General features: G+C 70.4%; 18 protein-coding genes. 11 read left to right on the top strand and 7 right to left on the bottom strand.

Features of this window, described 5'->3' with window-relative positions; translation table 11 throughout:
* Window positions 1-183: 183 nt before the first annotated feature.
* Both OG741_RS33800 and OG741_RS33805 read left to right on the top strand, forming a co-directional pair.
* Entirely contained in the window at window positions 184-996 is an 813-nt protein-coding gene (locus tag OG741_RS33800) for an SAM-dependent methyltransferase (RefSeq protein ID WP_405604005.1), read from the top strand.
* Entirely contained in the window at window positions 993-3,161 is a 2,169-nt protein-coding gene (locus OG741_RS33805; RefSeq protein ID WP_405604006.1) for a putative bifunctional diguanylate cyclase/phosphodiesterase, read from the top strand. The genes OG741_RS33800 and OG741_RS33805 overlap by 4 nt, the downstream gene beginning before the upstream one ends.
* Before the next feature lie 35 nt (window positions 3,162-3,196).
* Here OG741_RS33805 and OG741_RS33810 read toward each other — a convergent pair whose 3' ends face one another.
* The gene (locus tag OG741_RS33810) at window positions 3,197-4,087 is read right to left on the bottom strand and encodes a LysR family transcriptional regulator (protein WP_405604008.1); all 891 of its coding nucleotides are present in this window, start codon (window positions 4,085-4,087) and stop codon (window positions 3,197-3,199) included.
* Window positions 4,088-4,171: 84 nt separating this feature from the next.
* On the opposite strand from OG741_RS33810, the gene OG741_RS33815 reads away from it, so the two are divergent.
* From OG741_RS33815 to OG741_RS33835, 5 genes are all read left to right on the top strand, one after another.
* Entirely contained in the window at window positions 4,172-4,876 is a 705-nt protein-coding gene (locus tag OG741_RS33815; RefSeq protein ID WP_405604010.1) for a succinate dehydrogenase cytochrome b subunit, read from the top strand.
* A gap of 1 nt (window position 4,877) precedes the next feature.
* Window positions 4,878-6,881: a fumarate reductase/succinate dehydrogenase flavoprotein subunit gene (locus OG741_RS33820; RefSeq protein WP_405604012.1), complete on the top strand. Its 2,004-nt coding sequence runs from the start codon at window positions 4,878-4,880 to the stop codon at window positions 6,879-6,881.
* On the top strand, window positions 6,878-7,624 hold the full coding sequence (locus OG741_RS33825; RefSeq protein ID WP_405604014.1) for a succinate dehydrogenase/fumarate reductase iron-sulfur subunit: 747 nt from the start codon (window positions 6,878-6,880) through the stop codon (window positions 7,622-7,624). Before OG741_RS33820 ends, OG741_RS33825 begins: the two co-directional genes overlap by 4 nt.
* Before the next feature lie 311 nt (window positions 7,625-7,935).
* Window positions 7,936-8,367 carry a tyrosinase cofactor gene (locus tag OG741_RS33830; protein ID WP_405604016.1) on the top strand — a complete coding sequence of 144 codons (432 nt, stop codon included), beginning with the start codon at window positions 7,936-7,938 and terminating at the stop codon, window positions 8,365-8,367.
* Window positions 8,368-8,386: 19 nt separating this feature from the next.
* Window positions 8,387-9,214, top strand: coding sequence for a tyrosinase family protein (locus OG741_RS33835; protein WP_405604018.1), 828 nt, complete (start codon window positions 8,387-8,389; stop codon window positions 9,212-9,214).
* Window positions 9,215-9,217: 3 nt separating this feature from the next.
* Here the strand turns inward: OG741_RS33835 and OG741_RS33840 are convergent, their stop codons facing one another.
* Window positions 9,218-10,276, bottom strand: coding sequence for an LLM class flavin-dependent oxidoreductase (locus tag OG741_RS33840; protein ID WP_405604020.1), 1,059 nt, complete (start codon window positions 10,274-10,276; stop codon window positions 9,218-9,220).
* A gap of 125 nt (window positions 10,277-10,401) precedes the next feature.
* Window positions 10,402-10,617, bottom strand: a complete 216-nt coding sequence (locus OG741_RS33845; protein ID WP_266483971.1) for a dodecin — start codon at window positions 10,615-10,617, stop codon at window positions 10,402-10,404.
* 504 nt (window positions 10,618-11,121) lie between these two features.
* Here OG741_RS33845 and OG741_RS33850 point away from each other — a divergent pair.
* The 4 genes from OG741_RS33850 to OG741_RS33865 all read left to right on the top strand — a co-directional run bounded on the left by OG741_RS33850 (window position 11,122) and on the right by OG741_RS33865 (window position 14,684).
* Window positions 11,122-11,838 carry a hypothetical protein gene (locus OG741_RS33850; protein WP_405604022.1) on the top strand — a complete coding sequence of 239 codons (717 nt, stop codon included), beginning with the start codon at window positions 11,122-11,124 and terminating at the stop codon, window positions 11,836-11,838.
* Between the two features lie 167 nt (window positions 11,839-12,005).
* A complete protein-coding gene (locus OG741_RS33855; protein WP_405604024.1) occupies window positions 12,006-12,680 on the top strand; it encodes a class F sortase in 675 nt (224 codons plus the stop codon).
* Between the two features lie 274 nt (window positions 12,681-12,954).
* Window positions 12,955-13,812, top strand: a complete 858-nt coding sequence (locus OG741_RS33860; protein ID WP_405604026.1) for a GNAT family N-acetyltransferase — start codon at window positions 12,955-12,957, stop codon at window positions 13,810-13,812.
* Complete coding sequence (locus OG741_RS33865; protein WP_405604028.1) at window positions 13,809-14,684, top strand: lysophospholipid acyltransferase family protein; 876 nt, start codon at window positions 13,809-13,811, stop codon at window positions 14,682-14,684. Before OG741_RS33860 ends, OG741_RS33865 begins: the two co-directional genes overlap by 4 nt.
* Here OG741_RS33865 and egtD read toward each other — a convergent pair.
* Genes egtD through egtA form a run of 4 tightly spaced genes read right to left on the bottom strand, consistent with a single transcriptional unit; the run spans window position 14,579 to window position 18,877 of the window.
* Window positions 14,579-15,541, bottom strand: coding sequence for an L-histidine N(alpha)-methyltransferase (gene egtD / locus OG741_RS33870; protein WP_405604030.1), 963 nt, complete (start codon window positions 15,539-15,541; stop codon window positions 14,579-14,581). The two genes, OG741_RS33865 and egtD, sit on opposite strands and share 106 nt — an antisense overlap.
* Entirely contained in the window at window positions 15,538-16,293 is a 756-nt protein-coding gene (egtC, locus tag OG741_RS33875; protein ID WP_405604032.1) for an ergothioneine biosynthesis protein EgtC, read from the bottom strand. The genes egtD and egtC overlap by 4 nt, the downstream gene beginning before the upstream one ends.
* Window positions 16,293-17,606, bottom strand: coding sequence for an ergothioneine biosynthesis protein EgtB (gene egtB / locus OG741_RS33880; RefSeq protein ID WP_405604034.1), 1,314 nt, complete (start codon window positions 17,604-17,606; stop codon window positions 16,293-16,295). Before egtB ends, egtC begins: the two co-directional genes overlap by 1 nt.
* Window positions 17,603-18,877, bottom strand: coding sequence for an ergothioneine biosynthesis glutamate--cysteine ligase EgtA (egtA, locus tag OG741_RS33885; protein ID WP_405604036.1), 1,275 nt, complete (start codon window positions 18,875-18,877; stop codon window positions 17,603-17,605). The genes egtB and egtA overlap by 4 nt, the downstream gene beginning before the upstream one ends.
* Window positions 18,878-19,000: the final 123 nt, after the last annotated feature.

Genomic DNA, 19,000 nt, shown 5'->3' on the forward strand with positions numbered 1-19,000 from the left:
GCCCCCCGCGTGCAGGCGGGCCGGTCGTTATGTCAACACCCGTGCGGAGCAACACGTGTGACCAAGAACGGACCGCTAATTTCCGTTTGGGCTCGCTCTCCAGGCGGGCGATCAGTAGCCTCGGCTCGAACACTGGCCATGGACATGGCCGAACTCCCCCGTGGCGACTTGTTGGAGACATCGATGGAGCGTCCCGCCTGGGCCCCGCACGGCATCGACATATCGGTGCCGAGCGTGTCCCGCATTTACGACTACTACCTGGGCGGTTCGCACAATTTCGAGGTCGACAGGGAAGCGGCCCGCAGGGCGATGGAGTTCATGCCGGGCCTGCCCAAGATCATGCAGGCGAACCGGGCGTTCATGCGCCGGGCCGTGAATTACGCGGTGAGCGAGGGCGTCACCCAGTTCCTCGACATCGGCTCCGGCATTCCGACCTTCGGTAATGTCCATGAGGTGGCGCAGCAGGCCAGCGCCGAGGCCAGGGTCGTCTACGTCGACCACGATCCGGTCGCCGTCGCGCACAGCCGGGCGGTCCTGGACGGCGACGAGCGCTCGGCCGTCGTCTCCGCCGATCTGCGCAAGCCGCAGCAGATACTCGACCACCCCGAGGTCGTCGGACTGCTCGACCTGGAGCGGCCGGTGGCGCTGCTCCTCGTCGCCGTACTGCACTTCGTCGAGGACGAGGACGACCCGTACAACGCCGTGGCCCTGCTGCGGGACGCGCTCGCGCCCGGCAGTCTCGTCGTCGTCACCCACGCCTCGTACGAAGGCATCCCGCTGTCCGAGGAGCAGGCGGGCGGTGCCGTGGGCGTCTACCGGAACATACGCAACCCGCTGATCATGCGCTCGCACGAGCAGATCACGCGGTTCTTCGAGGGGTACGAGATGGTCGAGCCCGGCCTGGTGTCCATGCCGCACTGGCGGCCCGACACCCCCACCGAGCAGGAGGACCCATATGCCTTCTCGGGCTTCGCAGGGGTGGGGCGCAAGGCGTGATGGCGCCGGCGCAGGCGGCGGGTTCCCCGGCGGACCCGGACAGCCTGGAGGACAGACTCCGCCGGTTCGCGACGATCTGGAGCCGTGCCGTGTTCCCGGTGACGGCCACCTCGCTGACCCGGCCCGAGGTCGAGGAGCATCTGCTGCCACTGGCACGGAAGTTGAGCCAGTCGCTGCACGCACGCCCCTTCGACCCGCAGAGCGCCCAGCGGATCGGGGCAGCCCTCATCGATGTCCACTGCACCCACCCGGAGGCGCTCAGCCGCACGCTCGGCGTCGTCGACGCCTATCTGGTGCTCTACTGCGGCAGCGGTGATCCCGAGCAGTCGGCCGAGGAGAGCCGGGCCCGCTGCGCGAAGCTGCAGCACGCGCTGGCCGCCGGCTTCGCCCAGGGGCTGCGCGAGCGCACCCTCGCCGAGCAGGAGGCCATCGCCCGCTCCTCGCTGCTGGCCCGCAGCGACGCCGTACAGGCGCTGCACGCGACCGAGGCCCGCTTCCGGGCGGTGTTCGAGGGAGCCGCGATCGGCATCGGGATCGCCGACCTCGAGGGCAATATCCTCGAGGTCAACGAGACCCTGACGAGGATGTTCGGCGGCCTCGAACACCATGTGCGCGGCCGGAAGGTGACCGAGTGGTCCCATCCCGAGGACAGGCCCCATGTCTGGGAGCTGTACCGGGAGTTGGTACGCGGCGAACGCGACGACTACCGCGTCGAGAAGCCGTTCTTCCGCAATGACGGCACCGTGCTCTGGACCAATCTGACGGTCTCTCTGCTGCGGGACGCCGAGGGCAAGCCGCAGTACCAGCTGGCGCTGATGGAGGACACCACGGAACGTCGGCTGCTCAACCTGCGGCTGCGCTACGAGGCCACGCACGACGCCCTGACCGGGCTGCCCAACCGGACGCTCTTCTTCGAACGGCTGGAGAAGGCCCTGTCCGGCGGCGAGGGCTCACGCTTCGGGCTCTGCTACCTCGATCTCGACGGATTCAAGGCGATCAACGACAGCCTCGGCCACGCGGCGGGCGACCGGCTCCTTGTGGAGGTCGCCGACCGGCTGCAGAGCTGCGCCACCGCGCAGGGCGAGATGGTGGCCCGCCTCGGCGGCGACGAGTTCGTGGCGCTGACCACCGGACCCGATACGCAGATCGGTGTCGACGAGCTCGCGGGCCGTATTCTCGGCGCTCTCGCATCCCCGATCCGGGTCGACGGACGGGAGTTCACGGTCCGCGGAAGCATCGGCATCGTCGAGGGCCCCGCGGGCGAGCGCACCCCCGCCGAGGTGCTGCGCAGCGCCGACATCACGATGTACCGGGCCAAGTCCGCGGGCGGCAACCGCTTCGAGCTCGCCGATCCTGAGGCGGACGCCCGCGCGATCACCCGGCACGGTCTGACCACCGCGCTGCCCGCGGCTCTGGAGCGCGGTGAGTTCTTCATCGAGTACCAGCCGCTGGTGCATCTGGGCGACGGAAGCGTGCACGGTGCGGAGGCACTCGTACGCTGGTGCCATCCGCAGCACGGAGTGCTGGGACCGGACCAGTTCATTCCGCTCGCCGAGCACACCGGACTGATCGTGCCGCTGGGCCGCTGGGTGCTCCAAGAAGCCGTACGCCAGGCCAGATACTGGCAGGAGCGCCACTCCGACGGCGGTCCGCTGCGGATCAATGTGAACCTCTCGCCCGCGCAGCTGCACCACCCGGGCCTGGTCGCCGACACCGTCGACGTCCTCGAACGCTCCGGCCTCGAACCGGGCGCGCTGTGCCTGGAGGTGACCGAGTCCGCGCTGATCGGCGCGGACGAGGACTTGCTCAAGCCGCTGCGCCAACTCGCCGAGATGGGCGTGGACATAGCGCTCGACGACTTCGGTACGGGGTACTCGAACCTGGCGAACCTGCGCCGGCTGCCGGTGAGCGTCCTCAAACTCGACCGCTCCTTCACCCAGGGAATGCAGCGCCATCCGGCCGACCCCGTCGACCTGAAAATCGTCGAGGGGATCGTCTCGCTGGCGCACAGCCTGGAACTCGCGGTCACGGTCGAGGGGGTGGAGACGGGCGCGCAGGCGGAGCAGCTGCGGGAGCTCGGCTGCGACACCGCTCAGGGCTGGTACTACGCGCGCCCGGGCCCGCCGGACAAGCTGCACGCGCTGTCTCTGGCGGACGCGGTGTGACCGGCCAGTCCGGTAGCCATAACTGGGGGCCGTAGCTAACGCACCGCCGCCCGCGAGCCGAGCAGTACCCGCTGGAGCTCGCGGGCCGCCCGCGGCGGCGCCACGTCGCTGCGGTGCGCGAGCGCGATCGTACGGCGCAGTCCCGGCCGGGCGAGCGGTGTGACCCGCAGGTCGCGGCCGGCCCGGTCGGCGACCATGCTCGGCACCACCGCGATGCCGAGCCCCGCCCGTACGAAACCGAGCACCGCGTCCATCTCGCCGCCCTCCACGGTGAAGCCCGGCTCGAAGCCCTCCGCGCGGCACGCGGCGACCGTCAGCTCGCGCAGGTCGTAGCCGTGCCGGAACATCACCAGCGGCTGATCGCGCAGATCGGCGATCCGCACCGGGCTCCGCGGTCCGGGCACCGATGCGGACGACACCACCACCAGGTCCTCGCGCAGCAGCTCGACCGTGGTCAGCGCGGGTGAGGCGGGCGGCAGCGGCAGCACGATCAGGGCCAGATCGAGAGAGCCGCGCGCCAGCTCCCGTACGAGATCGTGCGAACCGCTCTCCTCGATCAGCAGCTCGATGCCCGGATGCAGATCGTGGAAGGCGCGCAGCACATCGGGGAGCAGCCCGGTGCAGAGGCTGGGTGTCGCGCCGAGCCTGACCCTGCCGCGGCGCAGCTGCACCAGCTCCTGCACCTCGTGCCGGGCGGTGTCGGCGTCGGCGAGGATCCGGCGGGCCAGTGGCAACAGCGCCTCGCCCGCGTCCGTGAGCGCGATATTGCCGCGGGCCCGGCTGAACAGCTCGGCGCCCAGCTCCTTCTCCAGCGCCCTGATCTGCTGGGAGAGCGACGGCTGGGAGACATGGACGCGCTCGGCGGCTTGGGTGAAGTGCCGGGTCTCGGCGACCGCCACAAAATAGAGAAGCTGCTGGAACTGCATGGCTTCTACGATAGGCCAGGGCTATGGAGATGAGCCGGATCATGTCTTGGACCTCTTGAGTGTCCCGGCCCTAGCGTTCCCGGTATGGCTCTGGCAACGCGGACGGATCGAAAACCGTCGCCCACGCGCACCTTCTGGGGATCGACGGTCGGCAAGAAGACGGTGATGGCCGTGAGCGGCCTGATCATGCTCGGCTATCTGGTCGCGCATGTGATGGGCAACCTCAAGGTCTTCTTCGGAGCGGGGGAGTTCAACGCCTACGGCCACTGGCTGCGCACCATGGGCGAACCTGTACTGCACTACTCGTGGGGTCTGTGGATCGTCCGCATCGTGCTGCTGGCGGCCGTCGTGGGGCACGCGGTCTCGGCGTACCAGCTCAGCAGGCAGGACCTCCGGGCCCGGCCGGTGCAGTACGCGCACAAGCGGCGCAGGGCCAGTTACGCCACCCGCACCATGCGCTGGGGCGGGATCATCCTGGCGCTGTTCATCGTCTGGCACCTGCTCGACCTGACGACTCTGACGGTGAACGAGAACGCGGCGCCTGGCCATCCGTACGAGAACGTCGTTGCGACCTTCTCTACCTGGTACGGCAACGTCATCTACATCGTCGCGATGCTCGCCGTCGGACTGCACGTCCGCCACGGCTTCTGGAGCGCCGCCCAGACCCTCGGTGTCGGCAACGCCACCCGCGACCGCACGCTCAAGACCGTCGCCAATGTCCTCGCGATGGTCCTCACCGCTGGGTTCATCTCCGTACCGGTCGCCGTCATGACAGGAGTGGTGGGCTGACATGAGCCTTCTCAACTACACGGTCGGCGCTCCCCTCGCCGACACCAAGGCGCCCGAAGGGCCCGTCGCCGAGCGCTGGGACCGTCGGCGCTTCGAGGCCCGGCTGGTCAACCCGGCCAACCGCCGCAAGCACACCGTCATCGTCGTCGGCACCGGCCTCGCGGGCGGCGCCGCGGGCGCGACACTGGCCGAACAGGGCTACCACGTCGAGCAGTTCTGCTACCAGGACTCCCCGCGCCGGGCCCACTCCATCGCAGCCCAGGGCGGCATCAACGCGGCCAAGAACTACCGCAACGACGGTGACTCGATCCACCGTCTCTTCTACGACACCGTCAAGGGCGGCGACTTCCGCGCCCGCGAGTCCAACGTGCACCGGCTCGCCCAGATCTCGGTCGAGATCATCGACCAGTGCGTGGCCCAGGGCGTGCCGTTCGCCCGGGAGTACGGCGGACTGCTCGACACCCGCTCCTTCGGCGGCGTCCAGGTCTCCCGTACCTTCTACGCCCGCGGCCAGACCGGTCAGCAGCTCCTGCTCGGCGCCTACCAGGCCCTGTCGCGGCAGATCGCCGCAGGCACCGTGACCATGCACGCCCGTACCGAAATGCTCGATCTCATCGTCGTCGACGGGCGGGCCCGCGGCATCGTCGCCCGCGATCTGGTCACCGGGAAGATCTCCAGCCACTTCGCCGACGCGGTGGTCCTGGCCTCCGGCGGCTACGGCAACGTCTTCTATCTGTCGACCAACGCCATGAACTCCAACGCCACCGCCATCTGGCGCGCCCACCGGCGCGGCGCGTACTTCGCCAATCCCTGCTTCACCCAGATCCACCCGACCTGCATCCCGCGCACCGGCGACCACCAGTCCAAGCTGACCCTGATGAGCGAGTCGCTGCGCAACGACGGCCGCATCTGGGTGCCCGCGGCGAAGGGCGAGGGCAGGCCGCCGAACGAGATCCCCGAGGACGAGCGCGACTACTACCTGGAGCGGATCTACCCGTCCTTCGGCAATCTCGTCCCCCGCGACATCGCCTCGCGCGCCGCGAAGAACGTCTGCGACGAGTGCCGCGGCGTGGGACCCGGCGGGCAGGGCGTCTATCTGGACTTCGCGGACGCGATCTCGCGTATGGGCCGCAAGGCGGTGGAGGAGAAGTACGGAAACCTCTTCGACATGTACGAGCGGATCACCGCCGAGAATCCGTACGAGGTGCCGATGCGGATCTATCCCGCCGTGCACTACACGATGGGCGGGCTCTGGGTCGACTACGACCTGCAGACCACCGTCCCGGGGCTCTTCGCGATCGGCGAGGCCAACTTCTCCGACCACGGCGCGAACCGGCTGGGAGCGTCCGCGCTGATGCAGGGCCTGGCGGACGGGTACTTCGTCCTGCCGTCCACCATCAACGACTATCTCGCCCGCAACCCGCACACCGAGAGCGTCGACGCCTCGCACCCGGTGGTGGCAGAGGTGCTCGCGGAGACCGAGGACCGGCTGAACCTGCTGCTCGCGGTCGACGGCGACCGCACGCCCGACTCCTTCCACCGCGAACTGGGCGCACTCATGTGGGAGTTCTGCGGAATGGCGCGTACGGACGCGGGCCTGCGCAAGGCTCTGGAGCGCATCCCGCAGATCCGCGAGGAGTTCTGGCGCCGCATCAAGGTGCCCGGCACCGGGCTGGGGGTCCCCCCAGCGAAGCGAGGGGGAGAGTTCAACCAGTCGCTGGAGAAGGCCAACCGCGTCGTCGACTATCTGGAGCTCGCCGAGCTGATGTGCCTCGACGCACTGCACCGCTCCGAGTCCTGCGGCGGCCACTTCCGCGAGGAGTCCCAGACGCCGGACGGTGAGGCGGCGCGGAGGGACGAGGAGTTCTCGTACGTGGCTGCCTGGGAATTTCGGGGGTCCGGGGGTCGTCCGCCGGGGGAGCACAGCGCCGGGGAAGCCCCCGTTCTGCACAGGGAAGACCTGGTCTTCGAGTACGTCCACCCCACCCAGCGGAGCTACGCATGAAGCTCAAACTGCGCGTCTGGCGCCAGCGGAACGCCGAAGCGCCCGGCGCCATGGCCACGTACGAGGTCGACGGGATCTCCAAGGACATGTCCTTCCTGGAGATGCTCGACACCCTCAACGAGGAACTCATCCTTCGCGGAGAGGACCCCGTCGCCTTCGACCACGACTGCCGCGAGGGCATCTGCGGCGCGTGCAGCCTGGTCATCAACGGCGATGCGCACGGCCCCGAACGCACCACCACCTGCCAGCTCCACATGCGGTCCTTCCAGGACGGCGACACGATCGACGTCGAGCCGTGGCGTGCCTCCGCGTTCCCGGTGGTCAAGGACCTGGTGGTGGACCGCAGCGCCTTCGACCGGATCATCCAGGCCGGCGGCTACATCACCGCCCCCACCGGCGCGGCACCCGAGGCCCATGCCACGCCCGTCCCCAAGCCGGACGCCGACTTCGCCTTCGAGCACGCCGAGTGCATCGGCTGCGGCGCGTGCGTGGCGGCCTGCCCCAACGGCTCGGCGATGCTCTTCACTTCGGCGAAGATCAACCATCTCAATGTGCTGCCCCAGGGCGCGCCCGAGCGCGAGACGCGCGTGCTCGACATGGTCGCCACGATGGACGAGGAGGGCTTCGGCGGCTGCACCCTGACCGGCGAATGCGCCACGGCCTGCCCGAAGGGGATCCCGTTGCCGTCCATTGCCGCGATGAACAAGGAGTGGCTGCGGGCGAGCCGGAAGGCCCGCCGCTGAGCCATGAGATCCGGACAGCTTCCCGGTGTGAGGCCGCGCACGTCTTCCCGACGTGAGCAACAAACTCTTCACGTAACTGTCACATCCGCCGCAGAATTTACGTCTCTGGCGGCAACGGGACGCGCAGACAGCAAGATCAACCTTGTTCAACGCTGCACTGCGTATCGCGACATGTCCGCATAGCAGCGAACCAATTCCCGGAGATTTCCCCGGAGTTCGGGTGAACCGGTAGGCATGGAGCCGGGTCACGGGCGCCGACCACGCCCGTGACCGACCGAACCGAACCACCGAAACATCTGGGGGTATTTGCCATGCCTGAACTCACCCGCCGACGCGCCCTGGGCGCCGTCGCAGGAGCGGCCGCCGCCGTGGCCGTAGCGGGCACCACGGCCGCTGCCGCGCGGACCGGGCGGACCGTCTCCGGCCACTCGGCCGAACCGGCCTCGTTCGACGAGGTCTTCCAGGGCCGCCGTATACAAGGCGCGCCCTCCGAGGCGAGCGGGCATCACGGAGGCGGACACCACGGAGGCGGACACCACGGAGGCGGACATCACGGAGGCGGACACGGGGGCGGCTTCGCCGTACACATCGACGGCGAAGAACTGCATGTGATGCGCAACGCCGACGGCACCTGGATCAGCGTCGTCAACCACTACGAGACGTTCGCCACGCCCCGCGCGGTGGCCCGCGCCGCCGTTGCCGAACTCCAGGGCGCCGCCCTCGTCCCGCTCGTCACCACCTGATCCAGGAGCCCGCACCGTCATGACCGTACGCAAGAACCAGGCGCAGCTCACCGCCACCGAGAAGCGCCGCTTCGTCGACGCGCTGCTCGAACTCAAGCGCAATGGGCAGTACGACACCTTCGTCACCACCCACAACGCCTTCATCATGGGCGACACCGACAACGGCGAGCGCGTCGGCCACCGCTCGCCCTCCTTCCTGCCCTGGCACCGCAGGTTCCTCATACAGTTCGAGCAGCAGCTCCAGGCCGTGGACCCCTCCGTGGCGCTCCCGTACTGGGACTGGACCGCCGACCGCACCGCCGCCTCCTCGCTCTGGGCGGCCGACTTCCTCGGCGGCACCGGGCGCAGCAGGGACGGCCGGGTGACGGACGGCCCGTTCGCCTTCGCGGCCGGCAAATGGCCGGTGAGCATACGCGTGGACGGCCGCGGCTATCTGCGCCGGGACCTCGGCGCCGGGGGCCGTCAGCTCCCGACCCGGGCCGAGGTGGACTCCGTACTCGGCATGGCCACCTATGACGCTCCGCCGTGGAACAGCGCCTCGGACGGCTTCCGTAATCACCTGGAAGGCTGGCGCGGCGTCAATCTGCACAACCGGGTGCATGTCTGGGTCGGCGGCCAGATGGCCACCGGAGTCTCGCCCAACGACCCGGTGTTCTGGATGCATCACGCCTTCATCGACAAGCTCTGGGCCGAGTGGCAGACACGTCACCCCGACTCGACCTATCTCCCGGCCGCCGGCACGCCCAATGTCGTCGATCTGCAGGAGACCATGCGCCCCTGGAACGACGTGACCCCGGCCGACATGCTGGATCACACCCGCCACTACACCTTCGACACGGCGGCGTAGGCGCTACAGCGCACAAACGGGTCGTGAGGGCTGTGACAGCGGACGACTGTTCGCGCCGGTCAGCCCCGCGATCCGGGCGAGCCCGCGGAAGGAGTCCAGCAGGGCCTCACGGTCGTACGTACTCGTCGTGACCAGCACTTCGTCGGCGCCACTGTCCTTGACGACCTTCTCCAGCGCGTCCGTGACCTGCTCCTCGGTGCCCGCGATGTGGCCGCCGAGCCCGGACTCGTAGAACTGGCGCTCCCGGGCCGTCATCGTCAGCGCGTCGATCCGCTCCGGCGGGGCGAGCGGCGGGAAGACGCCGTGCGTCCGGGAGTACGCCAGCGACCAGGCCTCCGGCTTCAGCAGCCGGTGCGCCTCCCGCTCCGTGGCGGCGACGACGACCGTGCCCGAGACGACTACGTACGGCCGCTCGGACCAGGTGGACGGCCGGAAGTCCCGGCGGTAGCGGTCGATGGCCGCGAGTATCCGGTCGCGGCCCCGTATGTCGCCGATGACCAGCGGCAGGCCGGCGGCGGCTGCGATCTGTGCTCTTTGGCCGGTGGCCAGCAGATACGGCGGGACCCGCAGGCCCTCCGCGGGGCGGGCGTGCACCTGCGGATGCGCCGTCTGCCGGCCGTCGAACCAGCCGAGCAGTTCTTCCAGCTGCCCGGAGAAGTCCTCGGCGTCCTGCTTGTCCCGGCCCAGGGCCTTGCGAATGCCGTCCGTGAAGCCCACCGAGCGGCCGAGACCCATGTCGATCCGGCCGGGGAAGAGCGCTTCGAGTACCCCGAACTGCTCGGCCACGACCAGCGGTTGATGGTTCGGGAGCATCACTCCGCCCGTGCCGACACGGATCGTCGAGGTCGCGGCGGCGACCGCGGCCGCGAGAACAGTCGGCGCGGAGCCCGCCACTCCGGGGACGCTGTGGTGCTCGGACACCCAGAAGCGGTGGTATCCCAGCGCTTCCAGCTCCTGGGCGAGCCGCACCGTGTCCCGCAGGGCCGCAGGCCCGTCGTGCCCCTCGCGGATGCGGGAACGGTCCAGTACGGAGAGGCGGGTCGACTCGATCAATGCGCTCACACAGGATTCAACGTCCGCGCCGCGCGAGGATTCCCCAGGCGCATGGATCACGAGCGGCGAGGGCCGCACCTGAGGGTCCGTACGGGTGAGCCCTCAGGCACCCGGATGTCCGTGCGGCCGGCCTGTCAGCTGCCGTCCTCGAGCCGGAATCCGACCTTGAGCCCGACCTGCCAGTGCTGGATCTGCCCGTCGACGATCTGGCCGCGGACCTCGGTCATCTCGAACCAGTCCAGAGCGCGGAGGGTCTGGGACGCCCGGTGGATGCCGTTGCGGATGGCCTGGTCGATGCCGTCGGGCGAGGTGCCGACGATCTCGGTGACCCGGTAGGTGTGATTCGACATGTGTGTCGCACTCCTCTCGATGCGTTCACTCCACGGTGCCCCACCGGGAGGCGGCGCGCGAGGCGTCGGGACCGGACGGTCGTCCGGGGCCGTGCCGAGCGCCGTCCCGGCCTGGCGGTGGAGCGACCGGTCGGCGCCGAGTCCGGGGCTGAGGGTGCGCTCGGAGGGATCGCGTCGCCGGACGCCGGTCCTCGGCGAGAACGAGGCTTCGAGCATGGTTTCCGCCCGCCTGCTTCTCGTCTTCGCAGGTCAGAACTGTTTCAAGGTGATGCACCGTCAGGTGAAGACGTGATTGCCGCTGCTGAAACATCGCCTCGGCGTGTTGTGCAGTCCAACGAGTGATATTCCGGCCTTCGCCACTCGAAGGGCCCAGGGTCTCCCTCGATTGCGGTGGTGTCGACTGGTGCTGAGCCGTGATCGGGCTGACGGTGGATCATGTCGTACTGCGATCCGATGAGCCGACGAAGTGTCAGCCTTCGCAGCGCGGCGAAAGGAAAGTGCCCCATGCGCTCTGCCCGCACACTGTTCGCCTCGGCCGCCGTGACGGCGGTCCTCGCCATCACCGCGCCCGCTGCGAATGCCATCACGTTGGACGAGGACTACGGGCAAGACAGCTCCTCCTCCAGCAGCGGCTACGGCAAGACCGGCAAGCAGGACTCCACCGCGCAGGACTCCACCACGGAAGACTCCTCCACCGCGGCCGACCCGTCGGCGAAGAAGGAGTCCTGGAAGAAGGAGTCGGCGACCGGAGACTCCGCGACGACCGGGGACTCCGCGACGACCGGAGAGTCGGCGACCGGAGACTCCGCGACGACCGGCGAGTCGAAGAAGGAGTCCTGGAAGAAGGAGTCGGCGACGACCGGAGAGTCGGCGACCACCACCGAAGAGTCGGCGACCGCCACTGAGGAGTCGGCGACGACCGAGGCGCCGGCGAAGAAGGAAGCCTGGAAGAAGGACAAGCCGTGGGGCGGTGTCCACACCGGTGGTGGCGCCCTGGCCAAGCTCGTGGCCGAGGACTGGGGTCAGGACAGCGGCTCCTCCTCGGAGAGCGGCAGCTCCTGGAAGAAGGAGAAGCCGGCGGGCGGCGTCCACGCCGGTGGCGGCGGTCTGGCCGAGTCCGGTGGCGGCCTGGCCGCAGGCTCCCTCCTGCTGCTCGGCGGCATCGGCTTCGGTGCGTACACGCTGCGCCGCCGCAACGCGACGAGTGGCGCGGTGGCTTGATAGCCCGGGCCACCCGTAGTCACTTCCCGCCGCGGCCGCCGTCCTTCCCGGACGGTGGCCGCGGTGGCTGGTTCTCCCAGGGCTGGTTCTCAGAACACGCCCCAGCAACCCCCGCGCGGCCGCCCGCTCGCGACCCACCGGCCCACGTCCACGAAAGGCACGCCCCCATGGCCGCCCTGCAGTCCCCCGGCCCGAACCCGCCCGCCTCCGCATCCCGTTCCGTCGGCCGCTCGATGCTGTGGGCCATCGCCTCGATCGGGCTGGGCGTCATCGTCATCCTCAACTCCTCCGGATCCTCCGCGGACAGCGTTCCCGAGGTTCTTCCGGTGGTCGCTGCCCCGCCCACGTACGGCCCGGTCGCGCCGCCCGTCGGCGAGCTGGTGCTGCCCCATTCCGCGCCGAAGCGGCTCTCGATCCCACAGATCGGCGTCAACGCCCCCTTCACGACCCTGTCCATCGGCAAGTCCGGGCGGCTCGACGCACCGCCCGCCAACGACAGCAACCTGGTCGGCTGGTTCGCGGGAGGCGTCTCGCCCGGGGAGCGCGGCGCGGCGATTGTCGCGGGCCATGTCGACACCAAGACCGGCCCGGCCGTGTTCGTGCAGCTGCGTCTGCTCAAGCCCGGGGGCAAGGTCGCCATCACCCGCGAGGACGGCACGGTCGCCTCGTTCGTGGTCGACTCCGTCGAGAGCTTCAGCAAGGCGCGCTTCCCCAATGAGCGGGTCTACGCCGATACCCCGAACCCGCAGCTGCGTCTCATCACCTGTGGGGGCTCGTACGACCGAAAGAAGAAGGACTACACCGAGAATGTGGTGGTGTTCGCCCATCTCGACTCCGCGTAGCGCGCATGACCGGGCCGCCTGACGTGTCCTGGCACCTGCGGCGGGCGGTGCGCAAGGCCCCCAAGCGGATGCCGAAGCCCTCGCTCCTCACTGAACCGACGGCTCTCCTTACCCTGTGTGCCAGGTCCCCGGCACGCCATTCCCCGGCATTCAGCCGTCGCACATCCACACTCCGCCGGGCGGTCATGTCGAATCCAGCCAGCCACGGAAGAAGTAAGGAGCCGGGCCGCCGCACCCGCGGTCCGTCCCCTTCCGTCCGGCACAGGAGACCGTCATGCCCGCATCGCCAGCTGTCGTCGCCGCCCCACTCGCCGCCCCGCTCGCCGTCCCCGCGCAGCTCCCCACCCAGCTCGCCGCGCCCCTGCCCTCGCCCGCCCCCGGGCCTCTGCGTGAGGGGGACGAGCAGCGCTACGTCGTCTCGCTCGCCCGGGACGAGGAGGACGTACGGGCCGCGCAGCGCCTGCGGCACCAGGTGTTCGCCGGTGAGATGGGCGCCAGGCTGGAGGGGCCCGAGCCGGGTCTGGACATCGACGCCTTCGACGCGTACTGCGACCACCTCCTCGTGCGCGAGGCCGAGACCGGAGAGGTCGTCGGCACCTACCGCCTGCTGCCGCCCGACCGCGCCCGGGTCGCGGGCCGGCTCTACTCCGAGACCGAGTTCGACCTGGCCAGGCTCGCCCCCATCCGCGACGACCTCGTCGAGGTCGGCCGCTCCTGCGTCCACCCCCTGCACCGCAACGGCGCCGTCATCGCCCTCATCTGGGCCGGGCTCGCCCGCTACATGACCCGCACCGGCCACAACTGGCTGGCCGGCTGCTGCTCCATCCCGCTCGCGGACGGCGGCACCCTCGCCGCGGCCACCTGGGACACGGTGAAGGCCAAGAACCTCGCCCCCGAGGAGTACTGGGTCACCCCGCACAAGCTGTGGAACCCCGACTCCGTCGCCCGCCCCGAGGGCCGCACCGAGCTGCCCGCACTGCTCCGCGGCTATCTGCGGCTCGGCGCCTGGGTCTGCGGAGCGCCCGCCCACGACCCGGACTTCGGTGTCGCGGACCTCTATGTGCTGCTCTCGCTGCGCCGCACCAACCCGCGCTACCTGCGCCACTTCCTCTCCCTCGCCCCGGTGCGATGAGCGTCTGGCTGCCCAGCGCGCCCTGCACCCCGCGGGGCTGCGCGACCCATCACGGCCCGGCGGCCGGCTCGCTCAGGGCCGCCGCCCGGCTGCTCGCCGGCATCGCGACGGTCCTCGCCGGACTTCTGCTCGGGCCGGTGGTCGCGCTGCTCGCGGTGGTACTCGGAACCCGGTTCCGTCATCTGGCGACCCGCTGCTGGGCGCGTGCGGTGGTACGCGCCTTCGGCGTCCGCGTCCGGGTCGTCGGCGCGGGCCGGACGCCGAGCACCGTGGGATCCCTGGTCGTCGCCAACCACATCTCGTGGCTGGACATACCGCTGATCGCGGCGGCCCTGCCCGGACGGATGCTGGCCAAGAGCGAGGTCCGGCGCTGGCCGCTGCTCGGACCGCTGGCCGCTCGCGGCGGCACGTTCTTCCTGGAGCGCGACCGGCTGCGTACGCTGCCCGGCACCGTCCGCGAGATGGCGTCCGCGATGAACGGCGGCGCGCGCGTCATAGCCTTCCCCGAGGGCTCCACCTGGTGCGGCCGGGCCCAGGGCCGCTTCAGGCCCGCCGTCTTCCAGGCCGCACTGGACGCGGGCGCGGACGTCCAGCCCGTACGCATCAGCTATCTGCCCACCGGCGCCGCCGCCTTCGTCGGGGAGGACTCGCTGACCGCGTCCCTGTGGCGGGTCGTGGCGGCCGGCGGGCTCACCGCGGAGATCCGGCTGCTGCCGGCCATCCCCGCGGGGAGCTGCCCCGACCGCCGCTCACTGGCCCGCGCGGCTCAGCTGGCCGTCGCCAGAGAGAGTGCGAACCTGCCTTCCGTGTCCGTCCACCAGTTCGTCAGCTCGAGTTCCGCCGCAGCCAGTTCGGTCCGTACACCTTCCTGACGGAACTTCGCCGACACCTCCGTACGCATCTCCTCGCCCGCTTCGAACGGCACCACGAGATCCAGCTCGGGGATCTTCACGGTCAGTGCGGAGCGCGCCCGCAGCCGCATCTCGATCCACTCCTGCTCGCGGTCCCACAGCGCCACATGCTCGAAGTCGTCGGGGTCGACGTCCGCATCCAGCTCACGCGCGATGACGGACAGCACGTTCTTGTTGAACGCGGCCGTCACCCCGGCCGCGTCGTCGTACGCCCGCACCAGCACGTTCTCGTCCTTCACCAGATCCGTGCCGAGCAGCAGCGCGTCGCCGGGGTCCATCATCGAGCGCACGGAGTGCAGGAACGCCGCGCGCTCCTCGGGCAGCAGATTGCCGATTGTGCCCCCGAGGAAGGCGATGAGCCGCGGTCCCGGGGTGCCGGGCAGGGACAGACCGTGGGTGAAGTCGGCGATCAGGGCATGGACATTGAGCGAGGGCCGCTCGGCGAGCAGCGCCTCGGCCGCGCCGGTCAGCGCGCTCTCGCTCACGTCGACCGGCACATACGTGTGCAGCTGCGGCAGCTCGTCCAGCAGATGCCGGGTCTTCTCCGAGGAGCCCGAGCCCAGCTCCACGAGGGTGCGCGCCCCGGTCGCCGCGGCGATCTCGGTCGAGCGGGCGAGCAGGATCTCGCGCTCGGCGCGGGTCGGGTAGTACTCGGGGAGCCGGGTGATCTCCTCGAAGAGCTCGCTGCCGCGGGCGTCGTAGAACCACTTGGGCGGCAGCGTCTTGGGCGTACGGGTCAGACCGTGCAGCACGTCCGCGCGCAGAGCGGCGTCGGTGGCGTCCTCGGGCAGGGTTCGGGTCAGCAGGAACGGGCTCACGCGGGTGGCTCCTTGAGCGGGGTCAGAAGGACATCGGTGCGGGTCGCCGCCAGCAGGGTGCGGTCGGGGACCTCGCGCCAGTGCGGATCGTCGTCGTAAGGCTCCGAGGCGACGACCGTGCGGCGCCCGGGCTCGGCCAGATACCAGAGCGTGTCGCCCCACGCGGTGGCCGCGACGGTCTCTCCGTCGGTGAGAAGCAGATTGAGCCGGGAGCCCGGCGCGGCCTCGCCGACCTCGCGGACCGTGTCGGCCAGCGCCTGGCCGAGCTCGTCGCCTTCGCGCAGCCGGTGCAGCACCAGCGCCCACACCAGCGCGGAGTCGCAGCGTGCCTCCAGCGACAGCAGCTCGGCCGCGGGCAGGGTCAGGGCGAGCGGGGCCAGCGAGCCGGGCCAGCCCGTGACCGCGCCGTTGTGGCTGAACAGCCAGGGCCCGGCCGCGAACGGCGCGGCCGCCGCCTCACCGTCCGCGCCCGCCTCGGTGGCGTCGCGGACGGCGGCGAGCAGGGCGCCGCTGCGGACCACGCGGGCGAGATCGGCGAAGGAAAGGTCGGCCCAGATGGGGCCCGGGCGCCGGTACCGGGCGGGGACCGGGTCGCCCTCGGCGTACCAGCCGACGCCGAAGCCGTCGGCGTTGACGGTTCCGTGCCGCTGGTGACGCGGCGCCCAGGACTGCCTGAACAGCCCGTGCGCGGGCTCGATGAGCAGCTGCCGAAGCGGCAGCGGCGGGCCGAGAAAGGCGATATGGCGGCACATCAGGCCGACTCCTCCCGCACGTGTGCGTCCCGTGCCGTACGGAAGCCGGAGAAGATCTGACGGCGCACCGGAAGGTCCCAGTTGCGGAAGGTGCCGCGGCAGGCCACCTGGTCGACGGCGAACGACCCGCCGCGCAGCACCTTGTGCGCGCTGCCGAAGAACACCTCGGAGTACTCGCGGTACGGGAAGGCCGCGAAGCCCGGGTAGGGCAGGAAGTCGCTCGCCGTCCACTCCCACACATCGCCGATCAACTGCCGTATCCCGAGCGGCGATTCTCCCTCCGGATAACTGCCGACCGGGGCGGGCCGCAGATGGCGCTGACCGAGGTTGGCGTACGAGGGCTTCGGATCCTCGTCGCCCCACGGGAAGCGGCGCGAGCGGCCCGAGTCGGGATCGTGGCGGGCGGCCTTCTCCCACTCCTCCTCGGTGGGCAGCCGCCGCCCCGCCTGGCGGGCGTACGCATCGGCTTCGTACCAGCTGACATGCAGCACCGGCTCGTCCGCGGGCACCGGCTCGGTCACGCCGAAGCGGCGGCGCAGCCACTGGCCGCCCTCGCGGCGCCAGAACAGCGGCGCGGCGATGTCGTGCCGGCGGATCTGTTCCCAGCCCTCGGCCGCCCACCAGCGGGGATCGGTATAGCCGCCGTCCTCGATGAAGGCCTGGTAGGCGCCGCAGGTCACGGGCACGGTGTCGATGAAGAACCCCGGAACGACCCGCTGGTGCGCGGGCCGTTCGTTGTCCAGCGCCCAGGGCTCGGTCGATGTACCCATCGTGAACGGGCCGCCCGGGACCAGGACTTCGGCGGGCAGGCCCTGCGCGCTGCCGGCCGGCGGCTCGGGCGCGGTGAGGGCCGCGGGCCCCTTGCGCAGCTGATGCGTGATCAGCATCGTCTCGTCGTGCTGCTGCTCGTGCTGGGCGATCATCCCGAAGGCGAAGGCGGCGTCGAGAAGCGGCCGGCCCTCCAGCGGGGTGCTCTCCAGGACGTCCAGGACCCTGCCGCGCACATCGGAGGCGTACGCGCGCGCCTCGGCCGGGGCGAGCAGCGGCAGCGTGGGCCGCAGGGCCCGCGGATGCTCGAAGGCGTCGTAGACGGAGTCGATCTCGGGGCGCAGCGCCTCACGTCCGGCGACGGTGCGCAGCAGCCACTGCTCCTCCTGGTTGCCGATATGGGCCAGGTCCCACACCAGCGGGGACATCAACGGCGAATGCTGGGCGGTCAGTTCATGGTCGTCGACGCACGAGGTGAGCGTGGCCGTACGGGCTCGGGCGGCGGTCAGCGCGTCCAGGGCGCGGAGCCGGAGGTCTTCGGTCATCTGATCGGTTCCTTCCCGAGGGAGGGGATGCGCAGCTCGTCGGCAGGACATCGACCCCGCAGGACGTAGTGCTCGTTGAATGCGGCGACGGCGTCCTGTACGGCGGAGGACGCGCCGATGCGGGGGAGCGCCTCCAGGGCGACGGCGAAGCAGGTTGTGGCGGCGGCGTGCAGTTCGGGATCGGCCAGTCCGTGCCGTGCGGCGTTGGTCCACAGCGGATTGCGCGGCGCGGGCCGCGAACCTGCGTACTCCGCCAGTGGTTTCACGACGCGGTAGACCGTCTCGGCGGCCTCGGGGTCGTCGAACAGCGCCGTGGTGACCGCGAGCGGCACCATCCAGCCGTCGTCGCCCGGCTGCGCGTCGATCATGCGCAGTTCGAGATGGCCCCGTGGCCGCACGGGCGGGAAGAGGGTGGTCAGGTGGTAGTCGAGATCCTGCCGGGTCGGCGGGCGTACGACGCCGGAGCGTATCCACTGACGGAAGGTGAGCCCGTCGGGCAGCTCCCACGGGTCGCCGTCCCCCCGTATGCACATCACCGGTGCGTCCAGGGCGTGCGCGGTCCAGGCGGAGCGCGGTTCCACGCCGAGGGGCGGCGCGAGCGGCCGTACGGCATCGAGCGAGGACCATACGGCCTGCCGGGTCGAGCGCCAGCCGGTGTAACGCCCGCCCTGTACGGGCGAGTTGGCGAACGACGCCATCAACACCGCGCCGAGCAGGTGCGCGAGCTGCCAGCGACGACCGTGCCCGAGCGGGCCCGGCTCCTCGGCACCGGCGTCAAGGCACACCTGGACCGAGGCGGAACTGCACATCATGGCGCGGCCGGACGCACCTGTCCGGTCGAAGTACGCCTCCATGGCGTCATAGCGGGGTTCGTGGAGCAGCCTGCGCGGCGGATTGAGGGGATCGAGCCCGATTCCGCTGAGAGTGAGGCCTGCCGGGCGGAGCGCGGTGCGTACGGCGTCCAGATCGGCGGCGACGGAGTCGATGCACTCCATCAGGGAAGCGGCGGGGGGCGAGCTGAGCTCCAGCTGTCCGCCGGGCTCGAAGGTGAGGGCCGAATTCAGTTGTAGAGCACGTATCTGGTCGTGGGCCGCGACGAGACGGCCGGCGGGGACGGGGCGATCGGGCCGCTCCAGCTCATGGACGAGCCATTCGACCTCCACGCCCACGAAGCGGGGCGGGCCGTTCTTGAAGCAGATACATCGGAGCAGATCCTCTGCCTCTGCTTCCTCGATGGGGTGGCCGAAGCCGCTTGCATCGGGTGGGTGCATGTCCGGTTCCTCTTTCAAAGGCACTCTGCCAACCTAAAGCCAAGGCCGCCGGTTCGCACAAGAGTGCCCGTTGGATGTTCGTGGGACGTAAGAAATCCGATTGCCGCGCCCGCGGCAGAACGC

The sequence above is a fragment of the Streptomyces sp. NBC_01410 genome, from assembly GCF_045040195.1.
GTDB lineage: Bacteria > Actinomycetota > Actinomycetes > Streptomycetales > Streptomycetaceae > Streptomyces.